Annotated in this window: 27 protein-coding genes and 1 pseudogene; 17 read left to right on the top strand and 11 right to left on the bottom strand. The window is 58.7% G+C overall.

The window, feature by feature from the left end:
- Nucleotides 1-27: 27 nt before the first annotated feature.
- Nucleotides 28-1,761, bottom strand: a complete 1,734-nt coding sequence (gene argS, locus KHQ23_RS12840; RefSeq protein ID WP_004151452.1) for an arginine--tRNA ligase — start codon at nucleotides 1,759-1,761, stop codon at nucleotides 28-30.
- 235 nt (nucleotides 1,762-1,996) lie between these two features.
- Here argS and KHQ23_RS12835 point away from each other — a divergent pair, with 235 nt between their 5' ends.
- Nucleotides 1,997-2,566 carry a VOC family protein gene (locus KHQ23_RS12835; protein ID WP_002911491.1) on the top strand — a complete coding sequence of 190 codons (570 nt, stop codon included), beginning with the start codon at nucleotides 1,997-1,999 and terminating at the stop codon, nucleotides 2,564-2,566.
- A 76-nt stretch (nucleotides 2,567-2,642) separates the two neighbouring features.
- The gene (gene cutC, locus KHQ23_RS12830) at nucleotides 2,643-3,386 is read left to right on the top strand and encodes a copper homeostasis protein CutC (RefSeq protein ID WP_211776883.1); all 744 of its coding nucleotides are present in this window, start codon (nucleotides 2,643-2,645) and stop codon (nucleotides 3,384-3,386) included.
- Between the two features lie 81 nt (nucleotides 3,387-3,467).
- Here cutC and cmoB read toward each other — a convergent pair whose 3' ends face one another.
- From cmoB to KHQ23_RS12805, 5 genes are read right to left on the bottom strand one after another with little or no spacing between them, the layout of a single operon-like run.
- Entirely contained in the window at nucleotides 3,468-4,472 is a 1,005-nt protein-coding gene (gene cmoB / locus KHQ23_RS12825) for a tRNA 5-methoxyuridine(34)/uridine 5-oxyacetic acid(34) synthase CmoB (protein WP_032434778.1), read from the bottom strand.
- Nucleotides 4,469-5,212: a carboxy-S-adenosyl-L-methionine synthase CmoA gene (gene cmoA / locus KHQ23_RS12820; RefSeq protein ID WP_002911486.1), complete on the bottom strand. Its 744-nt coding sequence runs from the start codon at nucleotides 5,210-5,212 to the stop codon at nucleotides 4,469-4,471. Before cmoA ends, cmoB begins: the two co-directional genes overlap by 4 nt.
- A 39-nt stretch (nucleotides 5,213-5,251) precedes the next feature.
- Nucleotides 5,252-5,647, bottom strand: a complete 396-nt coding sequence (locus KHQ23_RS12815) for an MAPEG family protein (RefSeq protein ID WP_002911484.1) — start codon at nucleotides 5,645-5,647, stop codon at nucleotides 5,252-5,254.
- A gap of 52 nt (nucleotides 5,648-5,699) precedes the next feature.
- Nucleotides 5,700-6,518 carry a DUF72 domain-containing protein gene (locus tag KHQ23_RS12810; RefSeq protein WP_015958658.1) on the bottom strand — a complete coding sequence of 273 codons (819 nt, stop codon included), beginning with the start codon at nucleotides 6,516-6,518 and terminating at the stop codon, nucleotides 5,700-5,702.
- The gene (locus KHQ23_RS12805) at nucleotides 6,515-7,081 is read right to left on the bottom strand and encodes a hydrolase (RefSeq protein ID WP_015958657.1); all 567 of its coding nucleotides are present in this window, start codon (nucleotides 7,079-7,081) and stop codon (nucleotides 6,515-6,517) included. Before KHQ23_RS12805 ends, KHQ23_RS12810 begins: the two co-directional genes overlap by 4 nt.
- A gap of 267 nt (nucleotides 7,082-7,348) precedes the next feature.
- On the opposite strand from KHQ23_RS12805, the gene aspS reads away from it, so the two are divergent.
- From aspS to ruvB, 6 genes are all read left to right on the top strand, one after another.
- The gene (gene aspS, locus KHQ23_RS12800) at nucleotides 7,349-9,136 is read left to right on the top strand and encodes an aspartate--tRNA ligase (RefSeq protein ID WP_002911479.1); all 1,788 of its coding nucleotides are present in this window, start codon (nucleotides 7,349-7,351) and stop codon (nucleotides 9,134-9,136) included.
- 1 nt (nucleotide 9,137) lies between these two features.
- The gene (nudB, locus tag KHQ23_RS12795) at nucleotides 9,138-9,581 is read left to right on the top strand and encodes a dihydroneopterin triphosphate diphosphatase (RefSeq protein WP_002911477.1); all 444 of its coding nucleotides are present in this window, start codon (nucleotides 9,138-9,140) and stop codon (nucleotides 9,579-9,581) included.
- 27 nt (nucleotides 9,582-9,608) lie between these two features.
- Nucleotides 9,609-10,349: a YebC/PmpR family DNA-binding transcriptional regulator gene (locus tag KHQ23_RS12790; RefSeq protein ID WP_002911459.1), complete on the top strand. Its 741-nt coding sequence runs from the start codon at nucleotides 9,609-9,611 to the stop codon at nucleotides 10,347-10,349.
- A 34-nt stretch (nucleotides 10,350-10,383) separates the two neighbouring features.
- A complete protein-coding gene (gene ruvC, locus KHQ23_RS12785) occupies nucleotides 10,384-10,905 on the top strand; it encodes a crossover junction endodeoxyribonuclease RuvC (protein WP_021467157.1) in 522 nt (173 codons plus the stop codon).
- Between the two features lie 79 nt (nucleotides 10,906-10,984).
- Nucleotides 10,985-11,596 carry a Holliday junction branch migration protein RuvA gene (gene ruvA / locus KHQ23_RS12780; protein ID WP_002911454.1) on the top strand — a complete coding sequence of 204 codons (612 nt, stop codon included), beginning with the start codon at nucleotides 10,985-10,987 and terminating at the stop codon, nucleotides 11,594-11,596.
- Nucleotides 11,597-11,604: 8 nt separating this feature from the next.
- Entirely contained in the window at nucleotides 11,605-12,615 is a 1,011-nt protein-coding gene (gene ruvB, locus KHQ23_RS12775; RefSeq protein WP_004148860.1) for a Holliday junction branch migration DNA helicase RuvB, read from the top strand.
- Nucleotides 12,616-12,678: 63 nt separating this feature from the next.
- Here the strand turns inward: ruvB and znuB are convergent, their stop codons facing one another.
- Entirely contained in the window at nucleotides 12,679-13,464 is a 786-nt protein-coding gene (gene znuB / locus KHQ23_RS12770; protein ID WP_004899157.1) for a zinc ABC transporter permease subunit ZnuB, read from the bottom strand.
- Complete coding sequence (znuC, locus tag KHQ23_RS12765; protein WP_002911449.1) at nucleotides 13,464-14,216, bottom strand: zinc ABC transporter ATP-binding protein ZnuC; 753 nt, start codon at nucleotides 14,214-14,216, stop codon at nucleotides 13,464-13,466. The genes znuB and znuC overlap by 1 nt, the downstream gene beginning before the upstream one ends.
- 78 nt (nucleotides 14,217-14,294) lie before the next feature.
- On the opposite strand from znuC, the gene znuA reads away from it, so the two are divergent.
- The 3 genes from znuA (at nucleotide 14,295) to lpxM (ending at nucleotide 17,666) form a co-directional block, all read left to right on the top strand.
- On the top strand, nucleotides 14,295-15,239 hold the full coding sequence (gene znuA, locus KHQ23_RS12760; RefSeq protein WP_004199391.1) for a zinc ABC transporter substrate-binding protein ZnuA: 945 nt from the start codon (nucleotides 14,295-14,297) through the stop codon (nucleotides 15,237-15,239).
- Between the two features lie 15 nt (nucleotides 15,240-15,254).
- Nucleotides 15,255-16,574, top strand: a complete 1,320-nt coding sequence (gene mepM / locus KHQ23_RS12755; protein ID WP_002911444.1) for a murein DD-endopeptidase MepM — start codon at nucleotides 15,255-15,257, stop codon at nucleotides 16,572-16,574.
- Between the two features lie 117 nt (nucleotides 16,575-16,691).
- Nucleotides 16,692-17,666: a lauroyl-Kdo(2)-lipid IV(A) myristoyltransferase gene (lpxM, locus tag KHQ23_RS12750; protein WP_004175421.1), complete on the top strand. Its 975-nt coding sequence runs from the start codon at nucleotides 16,692-16,694 to the stop codon at nucleotides 17,664-17,666.
- Between the two features lie 40 nt (nucleotides 17,667-17,706).
- On the opposite strand, the gene pyk is transcribed toward lpxM, so the two are convergent.
- Together pyk and KHQ23_RS12740 are read right to left on the bottom strand one after the other, a co-directional pair.
- A complete protein-coding gene (pyk, locus tag KHQ23_RS12745; RefSeq protein WP_002911440.1) occupies nucleotides 17,707-19,149 on the bottom strand; it encodes a pyruvate kinase in 1,443 nt (480 codons plus the stop codon).
- Between the two features lie 125 nt (nucleotides 19,150-19,274).
- Nucleotides 19,275-20,180, bottom strand: a complete 906-nt coding sequence (locus KHQ23_RS12740; RefSeq protein WP_004145555.1) for a MurR/RpiR family transcriptional regulator — start codon at nucleotides 20,178-20,180, stop codon at nucleotides 19,275-19,277.
- A 159-nt stretch (nucleotides 20,181-20,339) separates the two neighbouring features.
- On the opposite strand from KHQ23_RS12740, the gene KHQ23_RS12735 reads away from it, so the two are divergent.
- The 4 genes from KHQ23_RS12735 (at nucleotide 20,340) to KHQ23_RS12720 (ending at nucleotide 24,689) form a co-directional block, all read left to right on the top strand.
- On the top strand, nucleotides 20,340-20,489 hold the full coding sequence (locus KHQ23_RS12735; RefSeq protein WP_004145554.1) for a hypothetical protein: 150 nt from the start codon (nucleotides 20,340-20,342) through the stop codon (nucleotides 20,487-20,489).
- Between the two features lie 10 nt (nucleotides 20,490-20,499).
- On the top strand, nucleotides 20,500-21,975 hold the full coding sequence (gene zwf / locus KHQ23_RS12730; RefSeq protein ID WP_002911427.1) for a glucose-6-phosphate dehydrogenase: 1,476 nt from the start codon (nucleotides 20,500-20,502) through the stop codon (nucleotides 21,973-21,975).
- Between the two features lie 222 nt (nucleotides 21,976-22,197).
- Entirely contained in the window at nucleotides 22,198-24,009 is a 1,812-nt protein-coding gene (gene edd, locus KHQ23_RS12725; RefSeq protein WP_002911425.1) for a phosphogluconate dehydratase, read from the top strand.
- Between the two features lie 38 nt (nucleotides 24,010-24,047).
- Nucleotides 24,048-24,689 (top strand): bifunctional 4-hydroxy-2-oxoglutarate aldolase/2-dehydro-3-deoxy-phosphogluconate aldolase, encoded by a 642-nt coding sequence (locus KHQ23_RS12720; protein WP_002911423.1) that lies wholly within the window; start codon nucleotides 24,048-24,050, stop codon nucleotides 24,687-24,689.
- Between the two features lie 56 nt (nucleotides 24,690-24,745).
- On the opposite strand, the gene purT is transcribed toward KHQ23_RS12720, so the two are convergent.
- Nucleotides 24,746-25,924 carry a formate-dependent phosphoribosylglycinamide formyltransferase gene (gene purT, locus KHQ23_RS12715; protein WP_004151450.1) on the bottom strand — a complete coding sequence of 393 codons (1,179 nt, stop codon included), beginning with the start codon at nucleotides 25,922-25,924 and terminating at the stop codon, nucleotides 24,746-24,748.
- 144 nt (nucleotides 25,925-26,068) lie between these two features.
- Here purT and KHQ23_RS12710 point away from each other — a divergent pair, with 144 nt between their 5' ends.
- A complete protein-coding gene (locus KHQ23_RS12710) occupies nucleotides 26,069-26,416 on the top strand; it encodes a YebG family protein (RefSeq protein WP_004175424.1) in 348 nt (115 codons plus the stop codon).
- Nucleotides 26,417-26,555: 139 nt separating this feature from the next.
- Nucleotides 26,556-26,679 (top strand): annotated as a pseudogene (locus KHQ23_RS12705) (DUF533 domain-containing protein); the annotation flags it as partial.

The raw sequence follows: 26,679 nt of genomic DNA, 5'->3' as shown, positions 1-26,679 counted from the left end.
CTAACCCGGCTTTCGCCGGGTTGCTTGTTACATACGCTCGACGGTTTCGATACCGAGGGTATCGAGACCCAGCTTGAGGGTTTTCGCCGTGAGCAGCGCCAGCTTCAGACGGCTGTTGCGGGTCTCTTCGCTTTCCGCGCTGAGGATCGGGCAGTGCTCGTAGAAGCCGGAGAACAGGCCCGCCAGATCGTAGAGGTAGGCGCACATCACGTGCGGCGTCCCTTCGCGAGCGACCACGGAGAGGGTCTCTTCAAACTGCAGCAGGCGCGCGGCCAGCTGAGCTTCGCGATCTTCGGCGATGACCACCGGCGCGTCGATCATCGCGTTTTCGTCGATGCCGGCTTTGCGGAACACGGAGAGCACGCGGGTATAGGCATACTGCATATACGGCGCGGTGTTGCCTTCGAACGCCAGCATATTATCCCAGTCGAAGACGTAGTCGGTGGTGCGGTTTTTCGACAGGTCGGCATATTTAACCGCGCCGATACCCACCACTTTCGCCAGATTTTCCAGCTCGTCAGCCGACATATCCGGGTTCTTCTCGGCCACCAGGCGACGGGCGCGCTCCAGCGCTTCGTCCAGCAGATCCGCCAGCTTCACGGTACCGCCGGCGCGGGTTTTAAACGGCTTGCCGTCTTTCCCCAGCATCATACCGAACATATGGTGCTCCAGCGGCACGGAGTCCGGCACGTAGCCTGCCTTGCGCACGATGGTCCACGCCTGCATCAGGTGCTGGTGCTGACGAGAGTCGATGTAGTAGAGCACGCGGTCGGCGTGCAGCGTTTCATAGCGATACTTCGCACAGGCGATATCGGTGGTGGTATAGAGGTAGCCGCCATCCTTTTTCTGGATGATGACGCCCATCGGTTCGCCTTCCTTGTTTTTGTACTCATCAAGGAAGACCACGGTAGCGCCTTCGCTCTCAACCGCCAGCCCTTTGGCTTTCAGATCGGCGACGATCCCCGGCAGCATCGGGTTGTACAGGCTCTCACCCATCACGTCATCGCGGGTCAGGGTGACGTTCAGGCGATCGTAGGTGATCTGGTTCTGCGACATGGTGATGTCGACCAGCTTACGCCACATCTGCAGGAAGTACTCATCACCGCCCTGCAGCTTAACCACGTAGCTGCGCGCGCGCTCGGCGAAGGCTTCGTCTTCGTCATAGTGCTTTTTCGCTTCGCGATAGAAACCTTCGAGGTCGGCCAGGGCCATTTCGCCGGCGTTTTCCTGCTGCTGTTTTTCCAGATACGCGATCAGCATCCCGAACTGGGTGCCCCAGTCGCCGACGTGGTTGGCGCGGATCACCTTATGACCCAGGAACTCCAGGGTACGGACTGAAGCATCGCCAATGATGGTCGAACGCAGATGGCCGACGTGCATCTCTTTCGCTACGTTGGGTGCCGAGTAGTCGACGACGATAGTCTGCGCCTGCGGTTTCGTGACGCCCAGGCGCTCAGACTGCAGCGCGCGGTTGACGTTGTCCGCCAGAAACGCGGGGTCGAGGAAAATATTGATAAAGCCCGGCCCGGCGATTTCAACCTTGTTGGCAATGCCGTTGAGGTCAAGATGAGACAGTACCTGCTCTGCAAGTTGTCGCGGCGCCATACCCAGCTTTTTGGCGACAGCCATCACGCCGTTGGCCTGATAGTCGCCGAACTGAACTTTTGCTGACTGGCGGACCTGGGGTTCGCAATCGGCAGGCGCGCCTGCCGCGATCAGGGCCTGGCTGACTTTTTCTGAGAGAAGAGCCTGAATATTCACCGGAATACCTTACGTGTAATGCGCCTGCCCCCGAGGGAGGCGGCGCCATAATGTGGACAAATTAGGGCGGGAGTATACTGCATTTGTCCCCGTCCGTCAGCATTGCGCGCGGCGCGCCGGCGTGCGCAATCCATCGCCGGTCAGTTGCCCATCAGCGGGGCGGCGGTTGGTCCGCAGGCCGAAACACGGTAAATTACCTTTTCATTACTGACGAGCATTATTGACGAGCAAACCCATGGCAAACTGGCAGCAAAATGAACAACTGGCCGATATTACGGCGGATCTCCCGCGATTTTCCGATGCGCTTCAGCGCTTCACTGCGCGACTGGGACTGGAGATCGCCGGGCTCGACGCCGACCATATCTCCCTGCGCTGTCATCAGAATACCACTGCGGAACGCTGGCGCCGCGGTCTGGAGCAGTGCGGCACCCTGCTGTCGGAGAATATGATCAACGGCCGGCCCATTTGCCTGTTCAAACTGGCGGAGCCGGTCTGCGTGGCGCACTGGCGCTTCCATATCGTTGAGCTGCCGTGGCCGGGTGAAAAGCGTTATCCCCATGAAGGCTGGGAGCATATCGAAATCGTCCTGCCCGGCGATCCGGCAACCTTAAATGCCCGCGCTCTGGCGCTGCTGGCCGATGACGGACTCAGCCAGCCGGGGATCGTGGTCAAAACCAGCTCGCCGAAAGGGGAGCATGAGCGCCTGCCGAATCCTACCCTGGCGGTGACCGACGGCAGCGTGACGGTCAAATTTCATCCGTGGTCTATTGAACAAATCGTCGCCAGCGAGCAAGCCGATACGTAACAGTGTGAAGCCGCGCGGCGTCTGCCGCGTGAAATTGTGACATGCTGCAAAGGTTGTCTGGATCAGGGAGAGAGGAATGGCGGTACTGGAAGTGTGTTGCTACAGCATGGCGTGCGCCCGGGAGGCTGAGCGCTGCGGCGCCGATCGTATTGAGCTCTGCGCCGCGCCGCAGGAAGGGGGATTAACCCCCTCTTATGGGGTGCTGGTCTCGGCCCGCGAGGCGATTACTCTCCCGGTGCATCCGATCGTTCGCCCGCGCGGCGGCGATTTCTGCTACACCGAGGAAGAGTTCGCCGCGATGCTTAACGATATTCGCATGGTGCGGGATCTGGGCTTTTCCGGGCTGGTGACCGGCGTGCTGGATGCTGATGGCCAGGTCGATATCCCGCGGATGAAAAAAATAATGGCCGCGGCGGGGCCGCTGGCGGTGACCTTTCATCGCGCGTTCGATCTGTGCGCTGACCCGCGTCAGGCCTGGAAAACGCTGGGGACGCTGGGGGTTAAACGTATCCTGACTTCCGGTCAGCAATCCTCGGCGGAGAAAGGTATTTCATTAATTACGGAACTTATTGCCGCAGGGGATACTCCAATCATTATGGCCGGTGCGGGAGTCCGCGCCGCGAACCTGCCGCTGTTTCTGCAGGCGGGGGTGAAAGAGGTCCATAGCTCGGCTGGCCACTGGTTGCCGTCGGAAATGCGCTTTCGTCATCCGGGCGTTTCGATGTCAGCCGATCCCGATGCCGATGAATACAGACGCTACGCCGTGAATGGCGCAGCGGTGGCGGAGATGAAAAGGATTATCTCCGCCTGGAGAAGTTAAACGGTTTTTTGCTGCACATCATGTCGCCCAATATGATGATTGCCCGTACCAGGCCCCTGCCCATTAAACAGGGGCCTTTTTTTATCTCGCTTTTTTCGCCAGCGACTGCTGGGTTTCCGGTTTGGTGGCAATGATCACAGCCCGTAATGGCGCCGGATAGCCTTCCACCGTTTTGCGCTGATCCTGTGGGTCGAGGAAATCGGCCAGCGATTCGGTCGTCATCCATTCGGTGCGTCGCTGCTCCTCTGTCGAGGTGACGCAGGCGTCGACGATACGCACGTCAATAAACCCGCACTTCTCCAGCCACATTTTCAGGGCCGCCGCCGAGGGGATAAAATAGACGTTGCGCATTTGCGCATAGCGGTCGCCCGGAACCAGCACCGTATTTTCATCTCCTTCAACCACCAGCGTCTCCAGCACCAGCTCGCCCCCTGGCGCCAGCTGATCTTTCAGCTGCCACAGATGGTCCAGCGGCGAGCGGCGGTGGTAGAGCACGCCCATCGAGAACACGGTGTCGAAGGCCTCCAGCGCCGGCAGCTGCTCAATGCCCAGCGGCAGCAAATGCGCCCGCTGGTCGTTACCGAGCAGCTTACGCACCGCTTCAAACTGGCACAGGAACAGCTGGGTGGGATCGATACCGACCGCCAGATGTGCGCCGGCGCCGATCATCCGCCACATGTGATAGCCGCTGCCGCAGCCCACGTCGAGGATAGTCCGGCCAGTGAGATCGGACAGGTGCGGCAGAACGCGCTCCCATTTCCAGTCGGATCGCCATTCGGTATCGATATTGATGCCGTACAGCGAATAAGGGCCTTTGCGCCACGGCATCAGGTTTTTAAGCAGATTTTCGATCCGCCGCTGATGGCCTTCGCTGAGCGGCGTTTCGCTCTCGGCGGTGACGCTGTGCAGAAGATCCAGACGCCAGGGCGTTAGCTCCGGCAGAAATTCTACGGCGCGCTCCCATTCACGAAACTTGCCGTGCAGGGCATCGCGCTGCCAGGCGGCTACCTGGGCAGGCAGCGTCTCCAGCCAGTGAGACAGCGGGCTTTTGGCGATCAGCTGATAGAAGTTACTGAAGTCGTTCATGCCTGCTCCCCGGCTTTCACGGCCACCAGCGAGCCAAAGTTAAAGCACTGGAACCACAGTTCGGCATGTTCAAACCCAGCCTGACGCAGGCGGGCTTTATGGGTTTCGACGGAGTCCGTCAGCATCACATTTTCCAGCATGCTGCGTTTCTGGCTGATCTCCAGTTCGCTGTAGCCGTTGGCGCGCTTAAAGTCATGATGCATATTGAACAACAGTTCGCCAACGTGGGCGTCTTCGAAGCTGAATTTTTCCGAGAGCACCAGCGCGCCGCCCGGATTCAGCCCCTGATAGACTTTATTGAGGATCGCCTGGCGATCGCCCGGCTCAAGGAACTGAATAGTAAAGTTCAGGATCACCAGCGAGGCGTTTTCAATGGTCACGTCGCGGATATCCCCTTCAATCACTTCGACCGGCGTCGGCGCTTTATAAGCGTCAATATGGCGACGGCAGCGCTCCACCATCGCGGGCGAGTTATCGATGGCGATAATGCGACAGCCCGGATGGCTAATATTGCGGCGCACGGAGAGGGTGGCGGCGCCCAGCGAACAGCCAAGATCGTAAACCTGAGTGTTGGGCTGAACGAAGCGCTCGGCCAGCATGCCGATCATCGAGATGATATTGGAGTAGCCGGGCACAGAACGCTGGATCATATCGGGGAAGACTTCAGCAACCCGTTCATCAAAGGTCCAGTCGCCGAGGCTGGCAATCGGCGCGGAAAAAAGCGTATCGCGGTGAGACATAACGTTAAACCCGAAAAAACGAAAACGGCGTATTGTGCGCTAACGGAGGGAGAAAACCAACTCCCAGGGCATATACCAGAGATTGGCCAGCACCATTAGCAACAACGCGCACCAGGTGGCGCTCATGCCGGAGCGGCGCCAGTAGTAGACGCGGTGATGAAAACCCCAGGAGTGCATCAGTCGCCCGACAATTAATAAAATCCCGCAAACGTGCACCATCCAGGTCTGAGCGCCGTTCATCTCCATAAATAACAGCAAAATGAGGCCAATCGGCACATATTCGACGGCATTGCCGTGAACGCGGATGGCAACCTGCAGCTCGCTAAAGCCCCCGTCACCGTAGCCTACATGGTATTGGGTGCGCAGACGCACCACGTCAAATGAGAACTTCACTAACAATAACGCACCTAAAACGGCATACAGCGCGCTGACCATACGAAAACTCCCTTTAACTCTGGCAGATGGCTCCGGATATGATAGCAGGATATCAGAAAAGAGAAGATTGCTGCGGAATCGACGGCGCATTTCCTGCCGCCGGCAGGGCAGCGCGCAGGTCACCCCACAGGGTATCCACCAGCGCCGGGGCGAAAGCAATGTCCGGGGTATGCAGGAACAACCACGGGGTCCCCGACTGATGCCACTTCGCCAGGGTCTGAAGCCAGACGCGAAACAGTTCCCGGTTATGGGCCATATCGTCACCGCCGATAAACCGCACCATTGGCTGTCGGGCGGTCATCACCGCATGTACCGGCACCTTCGGTTTCTTTTGTTGGGCATCGATCATCGCCGGACTGGTGGCCGCAGCGCTATGGACCGGGCGGCTGTCGAGGATCACGCGGTTGACGTTACGCTCGTGCAGCCCGCGGTTGAGCTGCTGTTCCGCTTCCTCTTTGGCGAAAAACTCGGGATGACGAACTTCGACGCCGTAGGTGAAATCCTTCGGCAGTCCGTCGAGAAAATGCCATAGCGCGGGGAGATCGCGAGGACCGAACGTCGCCGGCAGCTGCAGCCAGTACTGGCCGATGCGCGAGGCCAGCGGCGCCAGGCGGGCAAAAAATTCACTGCTTAACTCGTCGCAATGGCGCAGGGCGGCCTGGTGCGAGATGGTGGCCGGAAATTTGAAGCAGAAGCGGAAGTCATCGTGAGTCTGTTCATACCAGCGGGCGACAATCTCCGGCTTCGGTAGCGCATACAGGGTGGTGTTGCCCTCCACACAGTTAAAGTGGCGGGCGTACTCTTCAAGGCTGGTGATGCCAAGGCGCACCCATTTCGGGTGCGACCACTGGGGAAGCCCAATATAAATCATAGCGCCGTGAGGATCTCCTCGGTACTGCGCACCCGGCCGATGCGCGGGAAAATATGCGTCATACTGCACTGATGCTGCTCGGCGGAGGCGGCGCTGCAGGCATCTTCGGCGATGACCAGGTTAAAACCCAGCTCCCAGGCATTGCGGGCGGTGGATTCGACGCCGATGTTGGTGGAGATGCCGCAGAGAATAATGGTGTCGATCCCGCGGCGGCGCAGCTGAAGCTCAAGGTCGGTGCCATAGAACGCGCCCCACTGGCGTTTGGTCACTTCGATATCGCTCTCCTGCTTACCCAGCGTGGCCGGGTAGGTCCACCAGTTTTCGGGCAGCGTATGCGCCCCGGCCTGAGCGTCGACAGGCTGTTTCAGCGCTTCGGCGAAATCGGCCGACCAGCCCACGCGGACCATGATGACCGGCGAACCCTGTTGCCGGCACTTGTCTGCCAGGCGAGCGGCGCGCGCCACCACCTCGTCAGCCCGATGCGGGCCGCCGGCGAAAGGCAGAATGCCTTCCTGCAGATCGATTACCACCAGCGCCGTGTTTTTTGCATTGAGTTCTAACATGGTATCCCCGTATCTTCATCTGTTGTCAGGCGGCTACAATACCTTTGCGGCTTCAGCAAAAGAGTAACAAATTTTGTTAATTTATGTGAGTGTGGACGTTAAGCGCGCAGCAAAGCAGCGTACATCGTGCGTCGGACTTATCGAACGACAGAATTTCCAGTATAATAGCCGCCTTTTTTCATTCAGTTGTGACATCAGCTAAAGCTGCGACCTCGTCGCCTGCAGGGCAGACGACAATCCGCCGACGGCTAAGTTAAGGGATATCTCATGCGTACAGAATATTGCGGACAGCTTCGACAGTCCCACGTTGGGCAGCAGGTGACTCTGTGTGGTTGGGTCAACCGCCGTCGCGATCTCGGTAGCCTCATTTTTATCGATATGCGCGACCGCGAAGGCATCGTTCAGGTGTTTTTCGATCCGGATCGTGCGGATGCGTTGAAGTTAGCCTCTGAACTGCGTAATGAGTTCTGCATTCAGGTCACTGGCACCGTTCGCGCGCGTGAAGAGAAAAACATCAACGCGGACATGGCCACCGGCGCTATCGAAGTGCTGGCTTCCGATCTGACGATCATTAACCGCTCAGAATCGCTGCCGCTGGACTCCAATCACGTCAACACCGAAGAAGCGCGTCTGAAATACCGCTACCTCGACCTGCGTCGTCCGGAGATGGCGCAGCGCCTGAAAACCCGCGCGAAAATTACCAGCTTTGTGCGCCGCTTTATGGACGACCATGGCTTCCTCGACATCGAAACCCCGATGCTGACTAAAGCCACCCCGGAAGGCGCCCGCGATTACCTCGTGCCTTCCCGCGTGCACAAAGGCAAATTCTACGCGCTGCCGCAGTCGCCGCAGCTGTTCAAACAGCTGCTGATGATGTCCGGCTTCGACCGCTACTATCAGATCGTCAAATGCTTCCGCGATGAAGACCTGCGTGCCGACCGTCAGCCTGAATTCACCCAGATCGACGTGGAAACCTCCTTTATGACCGCGCCGCAGGTGCGTGAGATCATGGAGGCGATGGTGCGTCAGCTGTGGCTGGAAGTGAAAGGCGTCGACCTGGGCGAGTTCCCGATCATGACCTTCGCCGAAGCCGAACGTCGCTATGGCTCCGATAAACCGGATCTGCGTAACCCGATGGAGCTGGTGGACGTCGCCGACCTGCTGAAGTCTGTGGAATTCGCGGTCTTTGCCGGCCCGGCCAACGATCCGAAAGGGCGCGTGGCGGCCCTGCGCGTCCCGGGCGGGGCCTCTCTGACCCGCAAGCTGATTGACGAATACGGCAACTTTGTGAAGATCTACGGCGCGAAAGGGCTGGCCTATATTAAAGTGACCGAGCGTGCCAAAGGCATGGACGGGATCAACAGCCCGGTGGCCAAATTCCTGACCGCTGAAATCGTGGAAGCGATCCTTGACCGCACCGGCGCGCAGGATGGAGACATGATCTTCTTCGGCGCCGACAACAAGAAAGTAGTGGCCGACGCGCTGGGCGCGCTGCGTCTGAAGCTGGGTAAAGACCTGAGTCTGACTGACGAGAGCAAATGGGCGCCGCTGTGGGTGATCGACTTCCCGATGTTCGAAGACGACGGCGAAGGCGGCCTGACGGCGATGCACCATCCGTTCACCTCGCCGAAAGATATGACCGCGGATGAGCTGAAAGCCGCGCCGGAAGAGGCTGTAGCCAACGCCTACGATATGGTTATTAACGGTTATGAAGTCGGCGGCGGTTCGGTGCGAATCCACCGCGGCGAGATGCAGCAGACCGTATTTGGTATTCTGGGCATTAACGAACAGGAACAGCGTGAGAAATTCGGCTTCCTGCTGGATGCACTGAAGTACGGTACGCCGCCGCATGCGGGTCTGGCCTTCGGTCTTGACCGTCTGACCATGCTGCTGACCGGTACCGATAACATCCGCGACGTTATCGCTTTCCCGAAAACCACCGCGGCCGCCTGCCTGATGACCGAAGCGCCAAGCTTCGCCAATCCGGCGGCGCTCGGTGAACTGGGTATTCAGGTTGTGGAGAAAGAGGCAAAAGCGTCTCTGGAGAACAAGTAATATGTCATTTAAGCTGCCCGTTTCGGTGCTGGTGGTGATTTACGCCGAAGATACGAAACGGGTGCTGATGTTGCAGCGGCGCGACGATCCCGCGTTCTGGCAGTCGGTCACCGGCAGCCTGGAAGCTGGAGAGACCGCGCTGCAGGCCGCCGCGCGTGAAGTAAAGGAAGAGGTCGCCATTGACGTTGCCTGCGAGCAACTGACCTTAATCGACTGTCAGCGCACGGTGGAGTTCGAGATATTTTCTCATTTGCGTCATCGCTATGCGCCGGGTGTAGAGCGCAATACGGAATTCTGGTTCTGTCTTGCGCTGCCTCATGAGCGGGAGATTACTTTCACCGAACATCTGGCCTATCGCTGGGTCAGCGCGACGGAAGCCGCTGCGCTGACCAAGTCGTGGAGCAACCGGCAGGCGATTGAAGAATTTGTAATTAACGCCGCCTGAAAGGGCGCGCTTTTTGGAGAGTTTTTTATGGCAGGTCATAGTAAATGGGCCAACACCAAACACCGCAAAGCGGCACAGGATGCCAAACGCGGTAAAATCTTTACGAAAATCATTCGCGAGCTGGTCACCGCCGCGCGTCTGGGCGGCGGCGATCCGGCTTCCAACCCGCGTCTGCGTGCGGCCGTTGATAAAGCGCTGTCTAACAACATGACTCGCGACACCCTGAACCGCGCCATCGCGCGCGGCGTCGGCGGCGATGAAGACGCGAACATGGAAACCATCATTTATGAAGGCTACGGTCCTGGCGGCACCGCGGTGATGGTGGAATGTCTGTCCGACAACCGTAACCGTACCGTTGCGGAAGTGCGTCACGCCTTCACCAAAACCGGGGGTAACCTCGGCACCGATGGTTCCGTCTCCTACCTGTTCAGCAAGAAAGGCGTTATCTCCTTCGAGAAAGGCGATGAAGACACTATCATGGAAGCGGCGCTGGAAGCAGGCGCAGAAGACGTGGTGACCTATGACGACGGCGCCATCGACGTCTACACCGCCTGGGAAGAGATGGGCGCCGTGCGCGACGCGCTGGAAGCCGCCGGCCTGAAAGCCGACGCTGCCGAAGTCTCAATGATTCCGTCCACCAAAGCGGATATGGATGCCGAGACGGCGCCGAAGCTGCTGCGTCTGATCGATATGCTCGAAGACTGCGACGACGTGCAGGAAGTGTACCATAACGGCGAGATCTCCGACGAGGTCGCAGCCACCCTGTGATGCAGCCGCATCCACGGTTAACCGGAGGCGCGTGATGGCTATTATTCTCGGCATTGACCCGGGGTCGCGCGTTACCGGTTATGGCGTGATCCGCCAGGTTGGGCGGCAGCTGAGCTACCTGGGCAGCGGATGCATCCGCACCAAAGTGGACGATCTGCCGTCGCGGCTGAAGCTGATCTACGCCGGGGTGACGGAGATCATCACCCAGTTCCAGCCCGACTATTTCGCCATTGAGCAGGTCTTTATGGCCAAGAATGCCGACTCGGCGTTAAAGCTCGGGCAGGCGCGTGGGGTGGCGATCGTCGCAGCGACCAATCAGGCGCTGCCGGTGTTTGAATACGCCGCCCGTCAGGTCAAGCAGACCGTGGTCGGGATTGGCAGCGCCGAAAAGAGCCAGGTCCAGCATATGGTACGCACCTTGCTCAAGCTGCCCGCCAATCCGCAGGCGGATGCGGCGGATGCGCTGGCGATCGCCATCACCCATTGCCATGTCAGCCAGAATGCCGCTCAGATCAGCGAGGCCCGGCTCAATCTGGCGCGGGGGCGCTTACGATAATCGCAAATCAGGCTGGATATCTATCCAGCCTTTTTTTATGATACCGCCTGATACTTAGACCATAACGCAGGAGCCCCACGTGATAGGCAGACTCAGAGGCATCATTCTCGAAAAACAACCCCCGCTGGTGTTGCTGGAAACGGCGGGCGTCGGCTATGAAGTGCATATGCCAATGACCTGCTTCTATGAGCTGCCGGAGGCCGGGCAGGAGGCGATCGTCTTCACCCACTTTGTGGTGCGTGAAGATGCCCAGCTGCTGTATGGGTTTAACAACAAACAGGAACGTACCCTGTTTAAAGAGCTGATTAAAACCAACGGCGTGGGGCCCAAGCTGGCGCTGGCGATCCTCTCCGGCATGTCGGCGCAGCAGTTCGTCAACGCCGTTGAACGGGAAGAGGTCGCCTCGCTGGTGAAGCTGCCGGGGATTGGCAAAAAAACCGCTGAACGTCTGATCGTTGAGATGAAAGACCGCTTCAAAGGGCTGCACGGCGACCTGTTCACCCCGGCGGCCGATCTGGTGCTGACCTCGCCGGCAGGCCCAACGGCGGACGACGCCGAGCAGGAAGCGGTTGCCGCGCTGGTCGCGCTGGGCTATAAACCGCAGGAGGCCAGCCGGATGGTCAGCAAGATCGCGCGTCCGGACGCCAACAGTGAAACGCTAATTCGCGAAGCGCTGCGCGCTGCGTTGTGAGGTAAGGGATGATTGAAGCAGACCGGCTGGTATCGGCAGACAGCAGCGGCTTTGAAGAGGCCGCTGACCGCGCCATCCGCCCAAAATTGCTGGCAGAGTATGTCGGCCAGCCGCAGGTGCGTTCGCAGATGGAGATCTTTATCCAGGCGGCGAAGCTGCGCGGCGACGCCCTCGATCACCTGCTGATTTTTGGCCCGCCAGGGTTGGGGAAAACCACCCTGGCCAATATCGTCGCCAATGAAATGGGGGTGAATCTGCGTACCACCTCCGGCCCGGTGCTGGAGAAGGCGGGCGATCTCGCCGCGATGCTCACCAACCTCGAACCGCACGATGTTCTGTTTATCGATGAGATCCATCGCCTCTCGCCGGTGGTGGAAGAGGTGCTCTATCCGGCAATGGAAGACTACCAGCTGGATATTATGATTGGCGAAGGTCCCGCGGCGCGTTCCATCAAGATCGATCTGCCGCCGTTTACCCTGATCGGCGCCACCACCCGCGCCGGTTCGTTGACCTCGCCGCTGCGCGACCGCTTTGGCATCGTGCAGCGTCTGGAGTTCTATCAGATCCCCGATCTGCAGCATATTGTCAGCCGCAGCGCCCGCCATATGGGGCTGGAGATGAGCGACGAGGGCGCGCTGGAAGTAGCCCGCCGTTCACGCGGCACGCCGCGTATTGCCAACCGTCTGCTGCGCCGGGTGCGTGACTTTGCGGAAGTGCGCCACGACGGCACCATCTCCGCCGATATTGCCGCCCAGGCGCTGGATATGCTTAACGTCGATGCGGAAGGGTTCGACTATATGGACCGTAAGCTGCTGCTGGCGGTGATAGATAAGTTCTTTGGCGGCCCGGTGGGGCTGGATAACCTCGCCGCCGCGATTGGCGAAGAGCGGGAAACCATTGAAGATGTACTGGAGCCCTACTTAATTCAGCAGGGCTTTCTGCAGCGTACGCCGCGGGGAAGAATGGCGACGGTGCGCGCCTGGAATCATTTCGGGATTACGCCGCCGGAAATGCCGTAGCGCGTTGCGGTTGAGCAGTTCATGGTGAAGCCCGGTCAGCAGCGTGACCGGGCTTTTTCATTTTCAGCTGGCGGCTTTTTTCGTCATGCTGAGAATAAACAGCACCGCGGCGCAGAGCACCACCGACGGCCCGGCCGGGGTATCATAGAAAGCCGAGAAGGTTAACCCGCCGGTAACGGCCAGCATGCCCACGCCCACCGCCACGGCGGCCATCTGCTCCGGCGTACGGGCAAAACGGCGGGCGGTGGCGGCCGGGATAATCAGCAGGGAAGTAATGATCAGCGCCCCGACGAACTTCATCGCCACGCCGATAGTCAGGGCGGTGACCAGCATCAACAGCAGCTTGACCCGCTGCAGCTTCACGCCGTCGACAAACGCCAGGTCCGGACTGATGGTCATCGCCAGCAGATTCCGCCACTGCCAGAGCAGAATGCCGATCACAATCACCACGCCAATGGCAATGGCGATCAGGTCCTGCGGCGTAACCGCCAGCAGATCGCCGAACAGGTACGCCATCAGATCGACGCGGACGTTAGACATCAGACTGACCACCACCAGCCCCAGGGACAGCGCGCTGTGCGCCATGATGCCCAGCAGGGTATCGATCGCCAGATGCGGTCGTTTTTCCAGCCACACCAGCCCGCCGGCCAGCAGCAGGGTCACGACGATCACCGCATAGAACGGATTGACGTTAAGCAATAAACCGAAAGCGACGCCGAGCAGAGACGCATGCGCCAGCGTGTCGCCGAAATAAGACATGCGGCGCCAGACCACAAAGGAGCCCAGCGGACCAGCGGCGCAGGCCAGCATCATCCCGGCAAGCCAGCCAGGTAACAGAAGTTCAATCATTAGCGGCTGTTTCCCCGACGCAGTACAATTCGCCCCTGAAGGTCGTGGCGGTGATTATGGTGGTGGCGGTATATCCCCAGCTGTTCCGCGCCGCGCGGTCCGAACATGGAGATAAACTCCGGGTGCATGGAGACCACCTCCGGTGCGCCAGAGCAGCAGATATGCTGGTTCAGGCACAAAACTTCGTCGGTTTTGGCCATCACCAGATGCAGATCGTGGGATACCATTAGCACCGCGCAGTCCAGTTCATGGCGCAGCTGGTTGATAAGATCGTAGAGCGCCACCTGGCCGTTGACGTCAACACCCTGGGTCGGTTCATCCAGCACCAGCAGCTGCGGACGGTTGAGCAGGGCGCGGGCCAGCAGTACGCGCTGCGTTTCGCCGCCGGAGAGCTTTTGCATCGGCGCATCGATCAGATGCCCCGCCTGCACGCGCTTCAGCGCCGGCAGGATGTCGTCTTTACGGGTGCCCGGGCGCAAACGCAGGAAGCGGCTAACGGTCAGCGGCAGCGTGGCGTCCAGATGCAGTTTCTGCGGCACATAGCCGATGCGCAGGCGTGCGTCACGCTTGATAACACCCTCTGTCGGTGCTACCAGCCCGAGAACCACCCGCACAAGGGTCGATTTGCCGGCGCCGTTGGGGCCCAGCAGGGTTAAGATTTTGCCTGGCGTGAGAGCCAGCGAGATGTCAGACAACACGCGGCGTTGGCCAAAGGCCACCGAGACATTTTCCAGCGTTACAAGGTTTGTCATAGTAATTTAGGGGTTGCACAAGCTAGTGAATGTTATAATATCACATCACACTCACTTATTTCGATGACTAGACGCATTATGTTACATAAAAATACGCTTCTTTGCGCTGGACTTGGCGCTGTTTTTTTGTTCGCGCAGGTACCGCTGGCCAGCGCCGCCGTGGTGACTTCTATGAAACCGCTGGGCTTTATTGCGGCGGCCATCGCCGATGGGGTGACCGAGACCCAGGTGCTGCTGCCCGATGGCGCCTCCGAGCATGATTATTCCCTCCGTCCTTCTGATGTAAAACGCTTACAGAACGCAGACTTAGTGGTGTGGATTGGTCCGGAAATGGAAGCCTTTATGGATAAGTCGACGCAAAGCATTGCGGCGAATAAAAAGGTGACGATTGCCGAGCTGGATGGGGTCAAACCGCTGCTCATCACCGGGGCGGACGACGATGACGATCACCATGGTCATGGCCATGGCGCAGCAGAAAAAGGTGACGGCGATCACCATCACGGTATTTACAATATGCATCTGTGGTTATCCCCAGAGATAGCGCGGCTTTCGGCGGTTGCAATCCACGATAAATTATTGGAACTTATGCCGCAGAGTCGAGCCAAACTCGACAGCAACCTGCAGCAGTTCGAGACCGCGCTGGCGGCGACCGACAAGCAGGTGAGCAATGAGCTGGCACCGCTGAAAGGGAAGGGCTATTTCGTTTTTCATGACGCCTACGGTTACTTTGAAAAACACTACGGTTTGACCTCGCTGGGGCACTTTACCGTCAACCCTGAAATACAGCCCGGTGCGCAGCGTTTACACGAAATCAGAACACAACTGGTTGAGCAGAAAGCCACTTGCGTTTTTGCTGAGCCACAGTTCAGGCCAGCGGTTATCGAAGCTGTTGCCCGGGGCACGTCTGTGCGCATGGGGACCCTGGATCCACTGGGGACAGGAATTACGCTGGGTAAAACGAGTTACCCGCAATTCCTCACCCAACTGGCGAATCAGTATTCGAGCTGCCTGAAAGGAGATTAACGAGGAAGTGAATACGTGCAACAGATAGCCCGCGCTGTCACTCAGGCATTCAACAATCTGCCACGACCTCATCGCGTCATGCTGGGGTCGCTTAGCGTTCTTACCTTAGCGGTCGCCGTCTGGCGACCCTACATTTACCACCCGGAATCCGCCCCCATCGTCAGAACCATTGAACTGGAAAAAAGCGAGATCCGCTCCCTGCTGCCGGAAGCCTCCGAGCCGATCGACCAGGCCCCACAGGAAGAAGAAGCCATTCCTCAGGATGAGCTCGACGAAAAAGCCGATAGCGATGCCGGCGGTCACGAATATGTGGTGTCGACCGGCGATACGCTCAGCAGCATCCTGAACCAGTACGGTATCGATATGGGCGATATCGCCCAGCTCTCCTCCGCCGATAAAGAGCTGCGCAACCTGAAGATTGGCCAGCAGCTCTCCTGGACCCTGACCGCCGACGGCGATCTGCAGAGCCTGACCTGGGAGATGTCCCGCCGCGAGACCCGCACCTATACCCGTGTGGATAACGGTTTTAAAATGAGCAGCGAGCTGCAGAAAGGCGATTGGGTCAACAGCGTGCTGAAGGGCACCGTCGGCGCCAGCTTTGTCTCCAGCGCGCGTGATGCCGGGCTGACCAGCACGGAAATCAACGCGGTGATCAAGGCCATGCAGTGGCAGATGGATTTCCGTAAGCTGAAGAAAGGCGACGAATTCTCGGTATTGATGTCGCGCGAAATGCTCGACGGCAAACGTGAGCAAAGCCAGTTACTCGGCGTGCGTCTTCGCTCTGACGGTAAGGATTACTATGCCATCCGCGCCGAAGACGGCAAATTCTACGACCGCAACGGGACGGGTCTGGCGAAGGGCTTTATGCGCTTCCCAACGGCGCGTCAGTTCCGCGTCTCCTCTAACTTTAATCCGCGTCGTCTGAACCCGGTCACCGGCCGCGTCGCGCCGCACCGTGGCGTCGATTTCGCGATGCCGCAGGGAACGCCAGTGCTGGCGGTGGGCGATGGTGAAGTAGTCGTGGCCAAACGCAGCGGCGCTGCCGGGTATTACGTCGCGATCCGCCACGGTCGCACCTATACCACTCGCTACATGCACCTGCGTAAGCTGTTAGTGAAGCCGGGGCAGAAAGTGAAGCGCGGGGATCGCATTGCGCTGTCGGGGAATACCGGACGCTCTACCGGGCCACACCTGCACTACGAAGTGTGGATCAACCAGCAGGCGGTCAACCCGCTGACGGCTAAGCTGCCGCGTACCGAAGGGCTGAGCGGTTCCGACCGGACCGACTATCTGGCGCAGGTCAAAGAGGTCGTTCCGCAGCTGCGGTTTGACTAACCACCGGTCAGTGGAAAGCCGGTGCCCCAGGGCGCCGGCTTTTTCTTTTGTAGGATACCCGACGTCTCGCTACACTATCCCATTATCTTGATTAAGCAGTCGATCTGCGGATTGGGCATGGAAACGAAAAAAAATAATATTGAGTTTATCCCTAAGTTTGAAAAATCCTTTTTACTGCCGCGCTACTGGGGCGCCTGGCTGGGGGTCTTTGCCTTCGCCGGTATTGCGCTGACGCCGCCATCCTTTCGCGATCCGCTCCTCGGCAAACTCGGTCGTCTGGTAGGGCGTCTGGCGAAAAGCTCGCGCCGCCGGGCGCAGATTAATTTGCTGTACTGCTTCCCGGAAAAAAGCGAGTACGAGCGGGAAGCGATTATCGACGCCATGTATGCCTCGGCGCCGCAGGCGATGGTGATGATGGCCGAGCTGGGCCTGCGCGATCCGCAGAAAATCCTTGCCCGCGTCGACTGGCAGGGGAAAGCGATCATCGACGAGATGCAGCGCAATAATGAGAAGGTGATTTTTCTCGTTCCGCATGCATGGGGTGTGGATATCCCGGCGATGCTGATGGCCTCCGGCGGGCAGAAGATGGCGGCGATGTTCCATAACCAGGGTAACCCGGTGTTCGATTACGTGTGGAATACCGTGCGTCGTCGTTTTGGCGGGCGTATGCACGCGCGCAACGATGGGATCAAACCGTTTATTCAGTCGGTGCGCCAGGGCTACTGGGGCTACTATCTGCCCGATCAGGATCACGGCGCCGAACACAGCGAGTTTGTGGATTTCTTTGCTACCTACAAGGCCACGCTGCCGGCGATTGGCCGCTTAATGAAAGTGTGCCGCGCCCGCGTCGTACCGCTGTTCCCGGTCTACGATGGTAAGACGCACCGCCTGACGGTGCTGGTGCGCCCGCCGATGGACGATCTGCTGGACGCTGACGATACGACCATCGCCCGGCGGATGAACGAAGAAGTGGAAGTGTTTGTTAAGCCGCACACCGAGCAGTATACCTGGATCCTGAAGCTGCTGAAAACGCGCAAGCCGGGTGAAATTGAGCCCTACAAACGCAAAGAGCTGTTCCCGAAAAAGAAATAAAAAAAGCCTCCGTCAGGAGGCTTTTTTATCTCTACCGTGCTTACTCGACGGTGAGGATACGGGTGGTGTTGGTGCTGCCGATGGTGCTCATCACGTCACCCTGGGTCACGACCACGAGGTCGCCGGAGACCAGATAGCCTTTGTCCCGCAGCAGATTGACGGCGTCGTGCGCGGCGGCCACCCCGTCATTCTGGCTGTCGAAGAACACCGGCGTCACCCCGCGGTAGAGGGCGGTCAGGTTCAGGGTGCGCTCGTGGCGGGAGAGGGCGAAAATCGGCAGACCGGAGCTAATGCGCGAAGTCATCAGCGCGGTACGGCCCGATTCGGTCATGGTGATGATGGCGGTGATGCCTTTCAGGTGGTTGGCGGCATACATCGCCGACATGGCAATCGCTTCTTCCACGTTGTCGAACTGGACGTCCAGACGGTGTTTGGAGACGTTGAGGCTAGGGATTTTTTCCGCGCCCAGACACACGCGCGCCATCGCGGCCACGGTTTCCGAAGGATACTGACCGGCAGCGGTCTCCGCGGAGAGCATCACCGCATCGGTACCATCCAGCACGGCGTTGGCCACGTCCATCACTTCCGCGCGAGTCGGCATCGGGTTGGTGATCATCGACTCCATCATCTGGGTGGCGGTAATGACGGAACGGTTCAGCTGACGGGCACGACGGATCAGCGCTTTCTGGATGCCCACCAGCTCAGGATCGCCGATCTCGACGCCGAGGTCGCCACGGGCAACCATTACCACATCGGAGGCGAGGATCACGTCGTCCATCGCATCCTGATCGCAAACCGCTTCGGCACGCTCAACTTTGGCGACGATTTTCGCATCGCAGCCGGCATCGCGCGCCAGGCGACGGGCGTAGTTTAGGTCTTCGCCGCAGCGCGGGAAAGAGACGGCCAGGTAGTCGACGCCGATTTTTGCGGCGGTGACGATATCAGCTTTATCTTTGTCGGTCAGCGCTTCGGCAGACAGGCCGCCGCCCAGCTTGTTGATCCCTTTGTTGTTGGACAACGGGCCGCCGACGGTCACTTCAGTGAACACTTTCATCCCCTGAACTTCGAGGACTTTCAGCTGCACGCGACCATCGTCGAGCAATAAGATATCGCCCGGCACGACGTCCGCCGGCAGGCCTTTATAGTCGATCCCGACTTTCTCTTTGTCGCCTTCGCCTTTGCCAAGGTTTGCGTCGAGCAGGAATTTATCGCCGACGTTGAGGAAAATTTTGCCTTCTTTGAAGGTCGATACGCGAATTTTTGGTCCCTGGAGGTCGCCGAGGATGGCCACATGACGGCCCAGTTTTGCCGCAATCTCACGCACTTTGTCGGCACGGAGCTGATGATCTTCCGGGGTGCCGTGAGAGAAGTTCATACGTACTACGTTTGCGCCCGCGGCGATAACCTTTTCCAGGTTGTTATCGCGGTCAGTTGCCGGGCCTAAGGTAGTAACGATTTTGGTTCTGCGAAGCCTTCTGGACATGTAATACTCCGTTGACTGATACAACTTTGGTGTTGCGTGAACATGGATTCGGTAGCGCCAGCCTGCAACGTCGCACAGCCGGATCGTTATCGAAGGTGTAATGGGGTACTGCTTGTTATCAACTTTTATTGATTATCACTGGGTACGAATGGTTCTTTATCAAAACGCGATTCCTTCAGCGCTTCCTTGACCCTCTTCAAGTTATCTCTGAATTTTGCCCCCCGACGCAAGGTAAAGCCAGTCGCCAACACGTCAATGACGGTCAACTGGGCCAAACGGGAGACCATCGGCATATAGATGTCGGTATCTTCCGGCACATCAAGGGTAATGGCGAGCGTGGCTTCCCTGGCTAGCGGCGTACCGGCGGAGGTGAGCGCGATCACCATGGCATCGTTTTCACGAGCCAGCTGCGCCAGCTCCACCAGGCTCTTGGTTCTTCCGGTATGCGAGATAATCACCACCACATCATCGTCATCGCAATTCATACAGCTCATCCGTTGCAGGACAATGTCGTCGGAATAGATGACCGGCACGTTAAAGCGGAAAAATTTGTTCATCGCGTCGTGAGCGACCGCCGCTGAGGAGCCGAGGCCGAAAAAGGCGATTTTTTTGGCCTGAGTCAGCAGATCCACCGCGCGATTTACCGCCGACATGTCGAGAGAATGGTGCACCTGATCTAAACTCGCCATGGCCGATTCGAATATTTTTCCCGTGTATGACTCAACGCTGTCGTCTTCATCGACATTCCGGTTAACATAGAGCGTGCCGTGCGCAAGGCTCTGGGCCAGATGCAGTTTGAAGTCAGGGAATCCGCGGGTTTCGAGACTACGGCAGAAGCGATTGACGGTCGGTTCGCTAACGCCGGCCTCAAGGGCGAGGGCGGCGATGCTCGAATGAATGGCCTGCTCGGGGGTGGCGAGGATCACTTCCGCCACTTTGCGTTCAGATTTGCTAAGGTGTTCCAGTCGGGACTGGATTTTTTCCAGCATGTTCATTAGTAACAGGGCGCTCATCAATGGAAACGATTTCATTAATGGGTGAAATCATTGGGCGTTTTAGCAAGAATATACCCCTCCGCAAGCGCAAGCGGTGAGGAATGACGTGAAATGATGTTGTTTTTTTTCATTACATGATCAGGGTCGTATTTTACTGACCTGAACCAGGTACAAACAACGAACAATAACGGCCGAATGCCCAAATCATCGCCGAATGTTTTCACCCTGTGCGGTTTTACCGCCGCAAACGAAGGGGAAGGCTTTCGGGAAATACGTAAACACAGTACAGTGCAGTGTAAGAAAATTACAAATATAGCCTGGCAAAAGCACCAGACTATCAACTGAGGAGAATGACATGGCGGTAACGCAAACGGCCCAGGCATGCGACCTGGTCATTTTCGGCGCGAAGGGCGACCTGGCGCGGCGTAAATTGTTGCCTTCCCTGTATCAGCTTGAAAAGGCGGGCCAGATCCACGCTGACACCAGAATCATTGGCGTCGGCCGTGCCGACTGGGATAAAGCGGCTTATACCAAAGTCGTGCGCGAAGCGCTGGAAACCTTCATGAAGGAAAAAATTGATGAAGGTTTGTGGGATACCCTGAGCGGACGCCTGGAGTTCTGTAATCTTGACGTCAATGACACCAGCGGCTTCACCCGCCTGGGTGAGATGCTGGATCAAAAGAACCGTGTCACCATCAACTATTTCGCTATGCCGCCGAGCACCTTTGGCGCGATCTGTAAAGGGCTGGGCGAAGCGAAGCTTAATGCCAAGCCTGCGCGCGTGGTCATGGAAAAACCGCTCGGCACCTCGCTGGAAACCTCCCGTGAAATCAACGACCAGGTCGGCGAGTTTTTTGAAGAGTGTCAGGTCTACCGTATCGACCACTATCTCGGTAAAGAGACGGTCCTCAACCTGCTGGCGCTGCGCTTCGCCAACTCCCTGTTCGTCAATAACTGGGACTGCCGCACCATCGATCACGTCGAAATCACCGTCGCGGAAGAGGTGGGTATTGAAGGGCGCTGGGGTTACTTCGACCAGGCCGGGCAGATGCGCGACATGATCCAGAACCACCTGCTGCAGATCCTGTGCATGATTGCCATGTCACCGCCGTCCGATCTCAGCGCCGACAGCATCCGTGATGAAAAGGTCAAGGTGCTGAAATCCCTGCGCCGTATTGACCGCTCCAACGTGCGCGAGAAAACCGTTCGCGGCCAGTATACCGCCGGCTTTGCCCAGGGCAAAAAAGTGCCTGGCTATCTCGAAGAGGAGGGGGCCAACAAGACCAGCAACACCGAAACCTTCGTGGCGATCCGCGTCGATATCGATAACTGGCGCTGGGCTGGCGTACCGTTCTATCTGCGCACCGGCAAACGTCTGCCGACCAAATGCTCAGAGGTAGTGGTTTACTTCAAAACCCCGGAACTGAATCTGTTTAAAGAGACCTGGCAGGAGCTGCCGCAGAACAAGCTGACCATTCGCCTGCAGCCGGACGAAGGGGTAGATATCCAGGTACTGAACAAAGTGCCGGGCCTCGATCATAAACATAACCTGCAGATCACTAAACTGGATCTGAGCTACTCCGAAACCTTCAACCAGACGCATCTGGCCGATGCCTATGAACGTCTGCTGCTGGAGACCATGCGTGGCATCCAGGCGCTGTTCGTTCGCCGCGACGAAGTAGAAGAGGCGTGGAAATGGGTTGACTCCATTACCGAAGCCTGGGCAGCCGACCGCGATGCGCCGAAACCGTATCAGGCCGGGACCTGGGGACCGGTTGCGTCGGTGGCCATGATCACTCGCGACGGTCGTTCATGGAACGAGTTCGAGTAAGGCTGGAGGCTAATCCGTCAGGGTTATTTTACCGGTAACATGATCTGACGCAGAAAGTCGCACGCTTTTTAATCTTTTAAGCCCCGTGAGGATTCACCCACGGGGCTTTTTTTATTACACTGCCTGCAGACATTTTGCCCCTGAGCGCTGGTGTTTGTGGCCTTTACCACGTCAACACGTCATCACGCAGCGGCCGGACAGATAAAAATTTGAGGAGCCTTTATGAATTCGACAATGTTACGGGTAACAAATCGCATTATCGAACGGTCGCGTGACACCCGCGCGGCTTACCTCGCAAGGATTAACCAGGCCAAAACCGACACCGTGCATCGTGCGCAACTGGCCTGCGGCAATCTGGCTCACGGATTCGCGGCCTGCCAGGCTGACGACAAAGCCTCCCTGAAGAGCATGTTGCGCAACAACATTGCCATCATCACCTCCTACAACGACATGTTGTCCGCTCACCAGCCCTATGAACACTACCCGGAGATCATCCGCAAAGCGCTGCACAGCGCCAATGCGGTCGGCCAGGTCGCCGGCGGCGTGCCGGCGATGTGCGACGGCGTAACGCAGGGGCAGGACGGGATGGAGCTTTCACTCCTGAGCCGCGAGGTGATCGCTATGTCCGCCGCCATCGGCCTGTCGCATAACATGTTCGACGGGGCCCTGTATCTCGGGGTCTGCGATAAAATTGTTCCCGGTCTGACCATGGCGGCGCTCTCATTTGGCCATCTGCCGTCGGTCTTTATTCCCTCCGGTCCGATGGCCAGCGGCCTGCCGAATAAAGAGAAGGTTCGCATTCGCCAGCTGTATGCAGAAGGGAAAGTTGACCGTATGGCGCTCCTGGAGTCCGAAGCCGCCTCTTATCACGCGCCGGGGACCTGTACTTTCTACGGAACGGCGAACACCAACCAGATGGTGGTCGAATTTATGGGCATGCAGCTGCCGGGCTCGTCCTTTGTCCATCCGGATGCTCCGCTGCGGGAAGCACTGACCGCCGCCGCCGCGCGCCAGGTCACCCGCATGACCGGCAACGGCAATGAGTGGATGCCGCTGGGCAAAATGTTTGACGAAAAAGTGGTGGTCAACGGCATCGTGGCGCTGCTGGCGACCGGTGGCTCCACCAACCACACTATGCACCTGGTGGCGATGGCCCGCGCGGCGGGAATTATCATTAACTGGGACGATTTCTCCGACCTGTCAGACGTGGTGCCGCTGCTGGCGCGCCTCTATCCCAACGGCCCGGCGGATATCAACCACTTCCAGGCGGCAGGCGGCGTTCCGGTACTGGTGCGCGAGCTGCTGAAAGGCGGCCTGCTGCATGAGGATGTTCACACCGTGGCCGGCTTTGGCCTGTCGCGCTACACCCTGGAGCCATGGCTGAATAACGGCGAGCTGGACTGGCGCGAAGGGGCGACAGCGCCATTGGACGACCAGGTCATCGCGACCTTTGAAAAACCATTCTCCCGCCACGGCGGCACCAAGGTGCTGAGCGGCAACCTGGGACGCGCGGTGATGAAAACTTCGGCGGTCCCGGTGGAGAACCAGGTGATTGAAGCGCCGGCGGTGGTATTTGAGAGCCAGCACGACGTGTTGCCGGCCTTTGAAGCGGGGCTGCTGGACAAAGACTGCGTGGTGGTGGTCCGTCATCAGGGGCCAAAAGCGAACGGGATGCCAGAATTACATAAACTTATGCCGCCACTTGGTGTATTATTGGACCGCCGTTTCAAAATAGCGCTGGTGACCGATGGCCGACTCTCTGGCGCCTCCGGTAAAGTCCCGTCAGCCATTCACGTCACGCCTGAAGCGTATGATGGCGGCTTGCTGGCGAAAGTGCGCGATGGCGATCTTATTCGCGTGAACGGACAGACGGGGGAACTGACGCTGCTGGTGGATGAGGCCGAACTGGCGGCGCGTCAGCCGCATATCCCTGACCTCAGCGCGTCGCGCGTGGGAACCGGTCGGGAGATGTTTGGGGCGCTGCGTGAGAAGCTCTCTGGCGCGGAGCAGGGCGCAACCTGCATCACTTTTTAAGACGATTTAATTTCTAGATCTGGCGAGAGAAAATCCTGATGAAAAACTGGAAAACAACAGCAGAAGCAATCCTCACCTCCGGTCCGGTTGTCCCGGTTATCGTAGTGAAAAAGCTGGAACACGCGGTACCGATGGCGAAAGCGCTGGTGGCGGGCGGCGTTCGCGTGCTGGAAGTGACTCTGCGCACCGAGTGCGCCCTGGAGGCGATCCGCGCGATTGCCAAAGAAGTTCCGGACGCGATTGTCGGCGCGGGCACGGTTACCAACGTTGAGCAGTTGAAAGCGGTAACGGAAGCCGGCGCGCAGTTCGCTATCAGCCCGGGTCTTACCGAATCCCTGCTGAAAGCGGCGACCGAAGACGGCACCATCCCGCTGATCCCGGGGATCAGCACGGTATCTGAGCTGATGCTGGGTATGCAGTATGGCCTGAAAGAGTTTAAATTCTTCCCGGCGGAAGCTAACGGCGGCGTGAAAGCCCTGCAGGCGATTGCGGGTCCGTTCGGCCACATTCGTTTCTGCCCGACCGGCGGTATCTCTCCGGCCAACTACCGTGACTACCTGGCGCTGAACAGCGTACTGTGCATCGGCGGTTCCTGGCTGGTGCCAGCCGACGCCCTCGAAGCCGGCGACTACGATCGCATCACCACCCTCGCGCGAGAAGCGGTGGAAGGCGCGAAATAAACCACGCCTCCAGGTCAACAACCCGGTCTGCGGCAACGCGACCGGGTTTTTTGTCTTTACCCTTCGACGATGACCGCCGCGGCGGCGGCTTTAGCGCGCGCCACGGCCTCCTCAACCGAATCGGCGACGGCGAGGGTTACCCCCAGGCGGCGGGTACCGTCAATCTCCGGCTTGCCGAACAGACGCAGCTGCAGGCCAGCCCCGACGGCCGACTGCAGCTGGCCAAAGCTGACGTTCTGGCTGGACAACTGCGGAAGGATCACCGCGGAGGCGGCCGGGCCATACTGGCGGATAGCGCCGACGGGTAGCCCGAGGAAGGCGCGAACGTGCAGGGCGAATTCCGAGAGATCCTGGGAGATAAGCGTCACCATCCCGGTGTCGTGTGGTCGCGGGGAGACTTCGCTGAAGATCACCTCGTCGCCGCATACGAACAGCTCCACGCCAAACAGACCATAACCTCCCAGCGCCAGCACCACCTTGCGGGCGATGGTCTGGGCACGCTCGAGGGCCAGGTCGCTCATCTGCTGCGGCTGCCAGGACTCACGGTAATCGCCGTCTTCCTGGCGATGGCCAACCGGAGCGCAGAAATGCACGCCGTCGACGGCGCTGACGGTGAGCAGGGTGATTTCGAAATCGAAGTTCACCACCCCCTCGACGATCACCCGTCCGGCGCCAGCGCGGCCGCCCTGCTGCGCATAGCGCCAGGCTTCGCTGAGCTGGTCAGCCGAGCGGATAAAGCTCTGGCCTTTGCCGGATGAGCTCATCACCGGTTTAACGATGCATGGCAAACCGATCTCGGTAACCGCCGCGCGGAAGCCTTCTTCGCTGTCGGCAAAACGATAGCGGGAAGTGGGAAGCTGCAGCTCTTCCGCCGCCAGGCGGCGAATGCCTTCGCGGTTCATGGTGAGCTTTGCCGCCCGCGCCGTGGGGACCACTTTCTGCCCGGCCTGTTCCAGTTCGACCAGGGTGTCGGTAGCGATAGCTTCGATCTCCGGCACGATGTAATCGGGTTTTTCCTGTTCAATCAGGGCGCGCAGGCTCTCGCCGTGCAGCATATTGATGACGTGGGCGCGGTGGGCGACCTGCATCGCCGGGGCATCGGGGTAGCGGTCTACGGCGATGGTTTCAATGCCCAGACGCTGACATTCAATAGCGACTTCTTTACCCAACTCGCCGGAACCTAACAGCATAACTTTGGTGGCTGCCGGGCGCAGCGCGGTGCCTAATACAGTCATAACTCTCATCCGCAGTAAAAATAGATGGCAGCGATTATAAACGAAAACGTTTGCGTATGTCTTTACGCGCGTAACGCGCGTGAGTTGAGTCCGGGAGGGAAATTTGCTATACTGTATAAAAACACAGTGTTGAGAGGCTGCAGTATGGCGGTTGAAATTAAATATGTGGTGATCCGCGAAGGTGAGGAAAAAATGTCTTTTGCCAGCAAAAAAGAGGCCGACGCTTACGACAAAATGCTCGATCTGGCAGAGGTGCTGAATGACTGGCTGGTGGCATCGCCGCTGGAGATGGATGACGTCCAGCGCGATACCATGGCGATGTGGCTGGCGGAGCGTAAAGAAGCGCTGCAGCATATCCTGCGAGTTGGCCGACTGCCGGAGCAAGAGACGCCCGCACAGGACGCCTCCGCGCCGTCGGCTACCGCCGAGACTTCTCCGGCGGGTGATGACGCCGTGCCGGCGGCCAAAGCGCGCAAAGCCAAGGCAGCCTGAACGCTGGCGGTCAGTAACTGGTCGGTCGGCCCCGATGCTGCCGTCGCACGTACCTTTGCGCATCTTTAGCCATATCTAACATTTCCTGACATCGCGTCGTTTAGGCTGATAACAGTGTTTGTCACCTGAGAGGAAAACCATGGCTAACTGGCTACATCAACTGCAGTCGCTGCTCGGGCAGCAGGGTGCGTCACCGTCCGGCGAGTCGTCAAAAGGGAGCGGCCTGCTGCCCGGCGCCATCGGTGGGCTGGCCGGATTGCTGG

This window comes from Klebsiella sp. 64 (genome assembly GCF_018223915.1).
Taxonomy (GTDB): domain Bacteria; phylum Pseudomonadota; class Gammaproteobacteria; order Enterobacterales; family Enterobacteriaceae; genus Klebsiella; species Klebsiella pneumoniae.
Note: the sequence above shows the minus strand (reverse complement) of the source record. Positions and strands in the feature narration are given on the sequence as shown.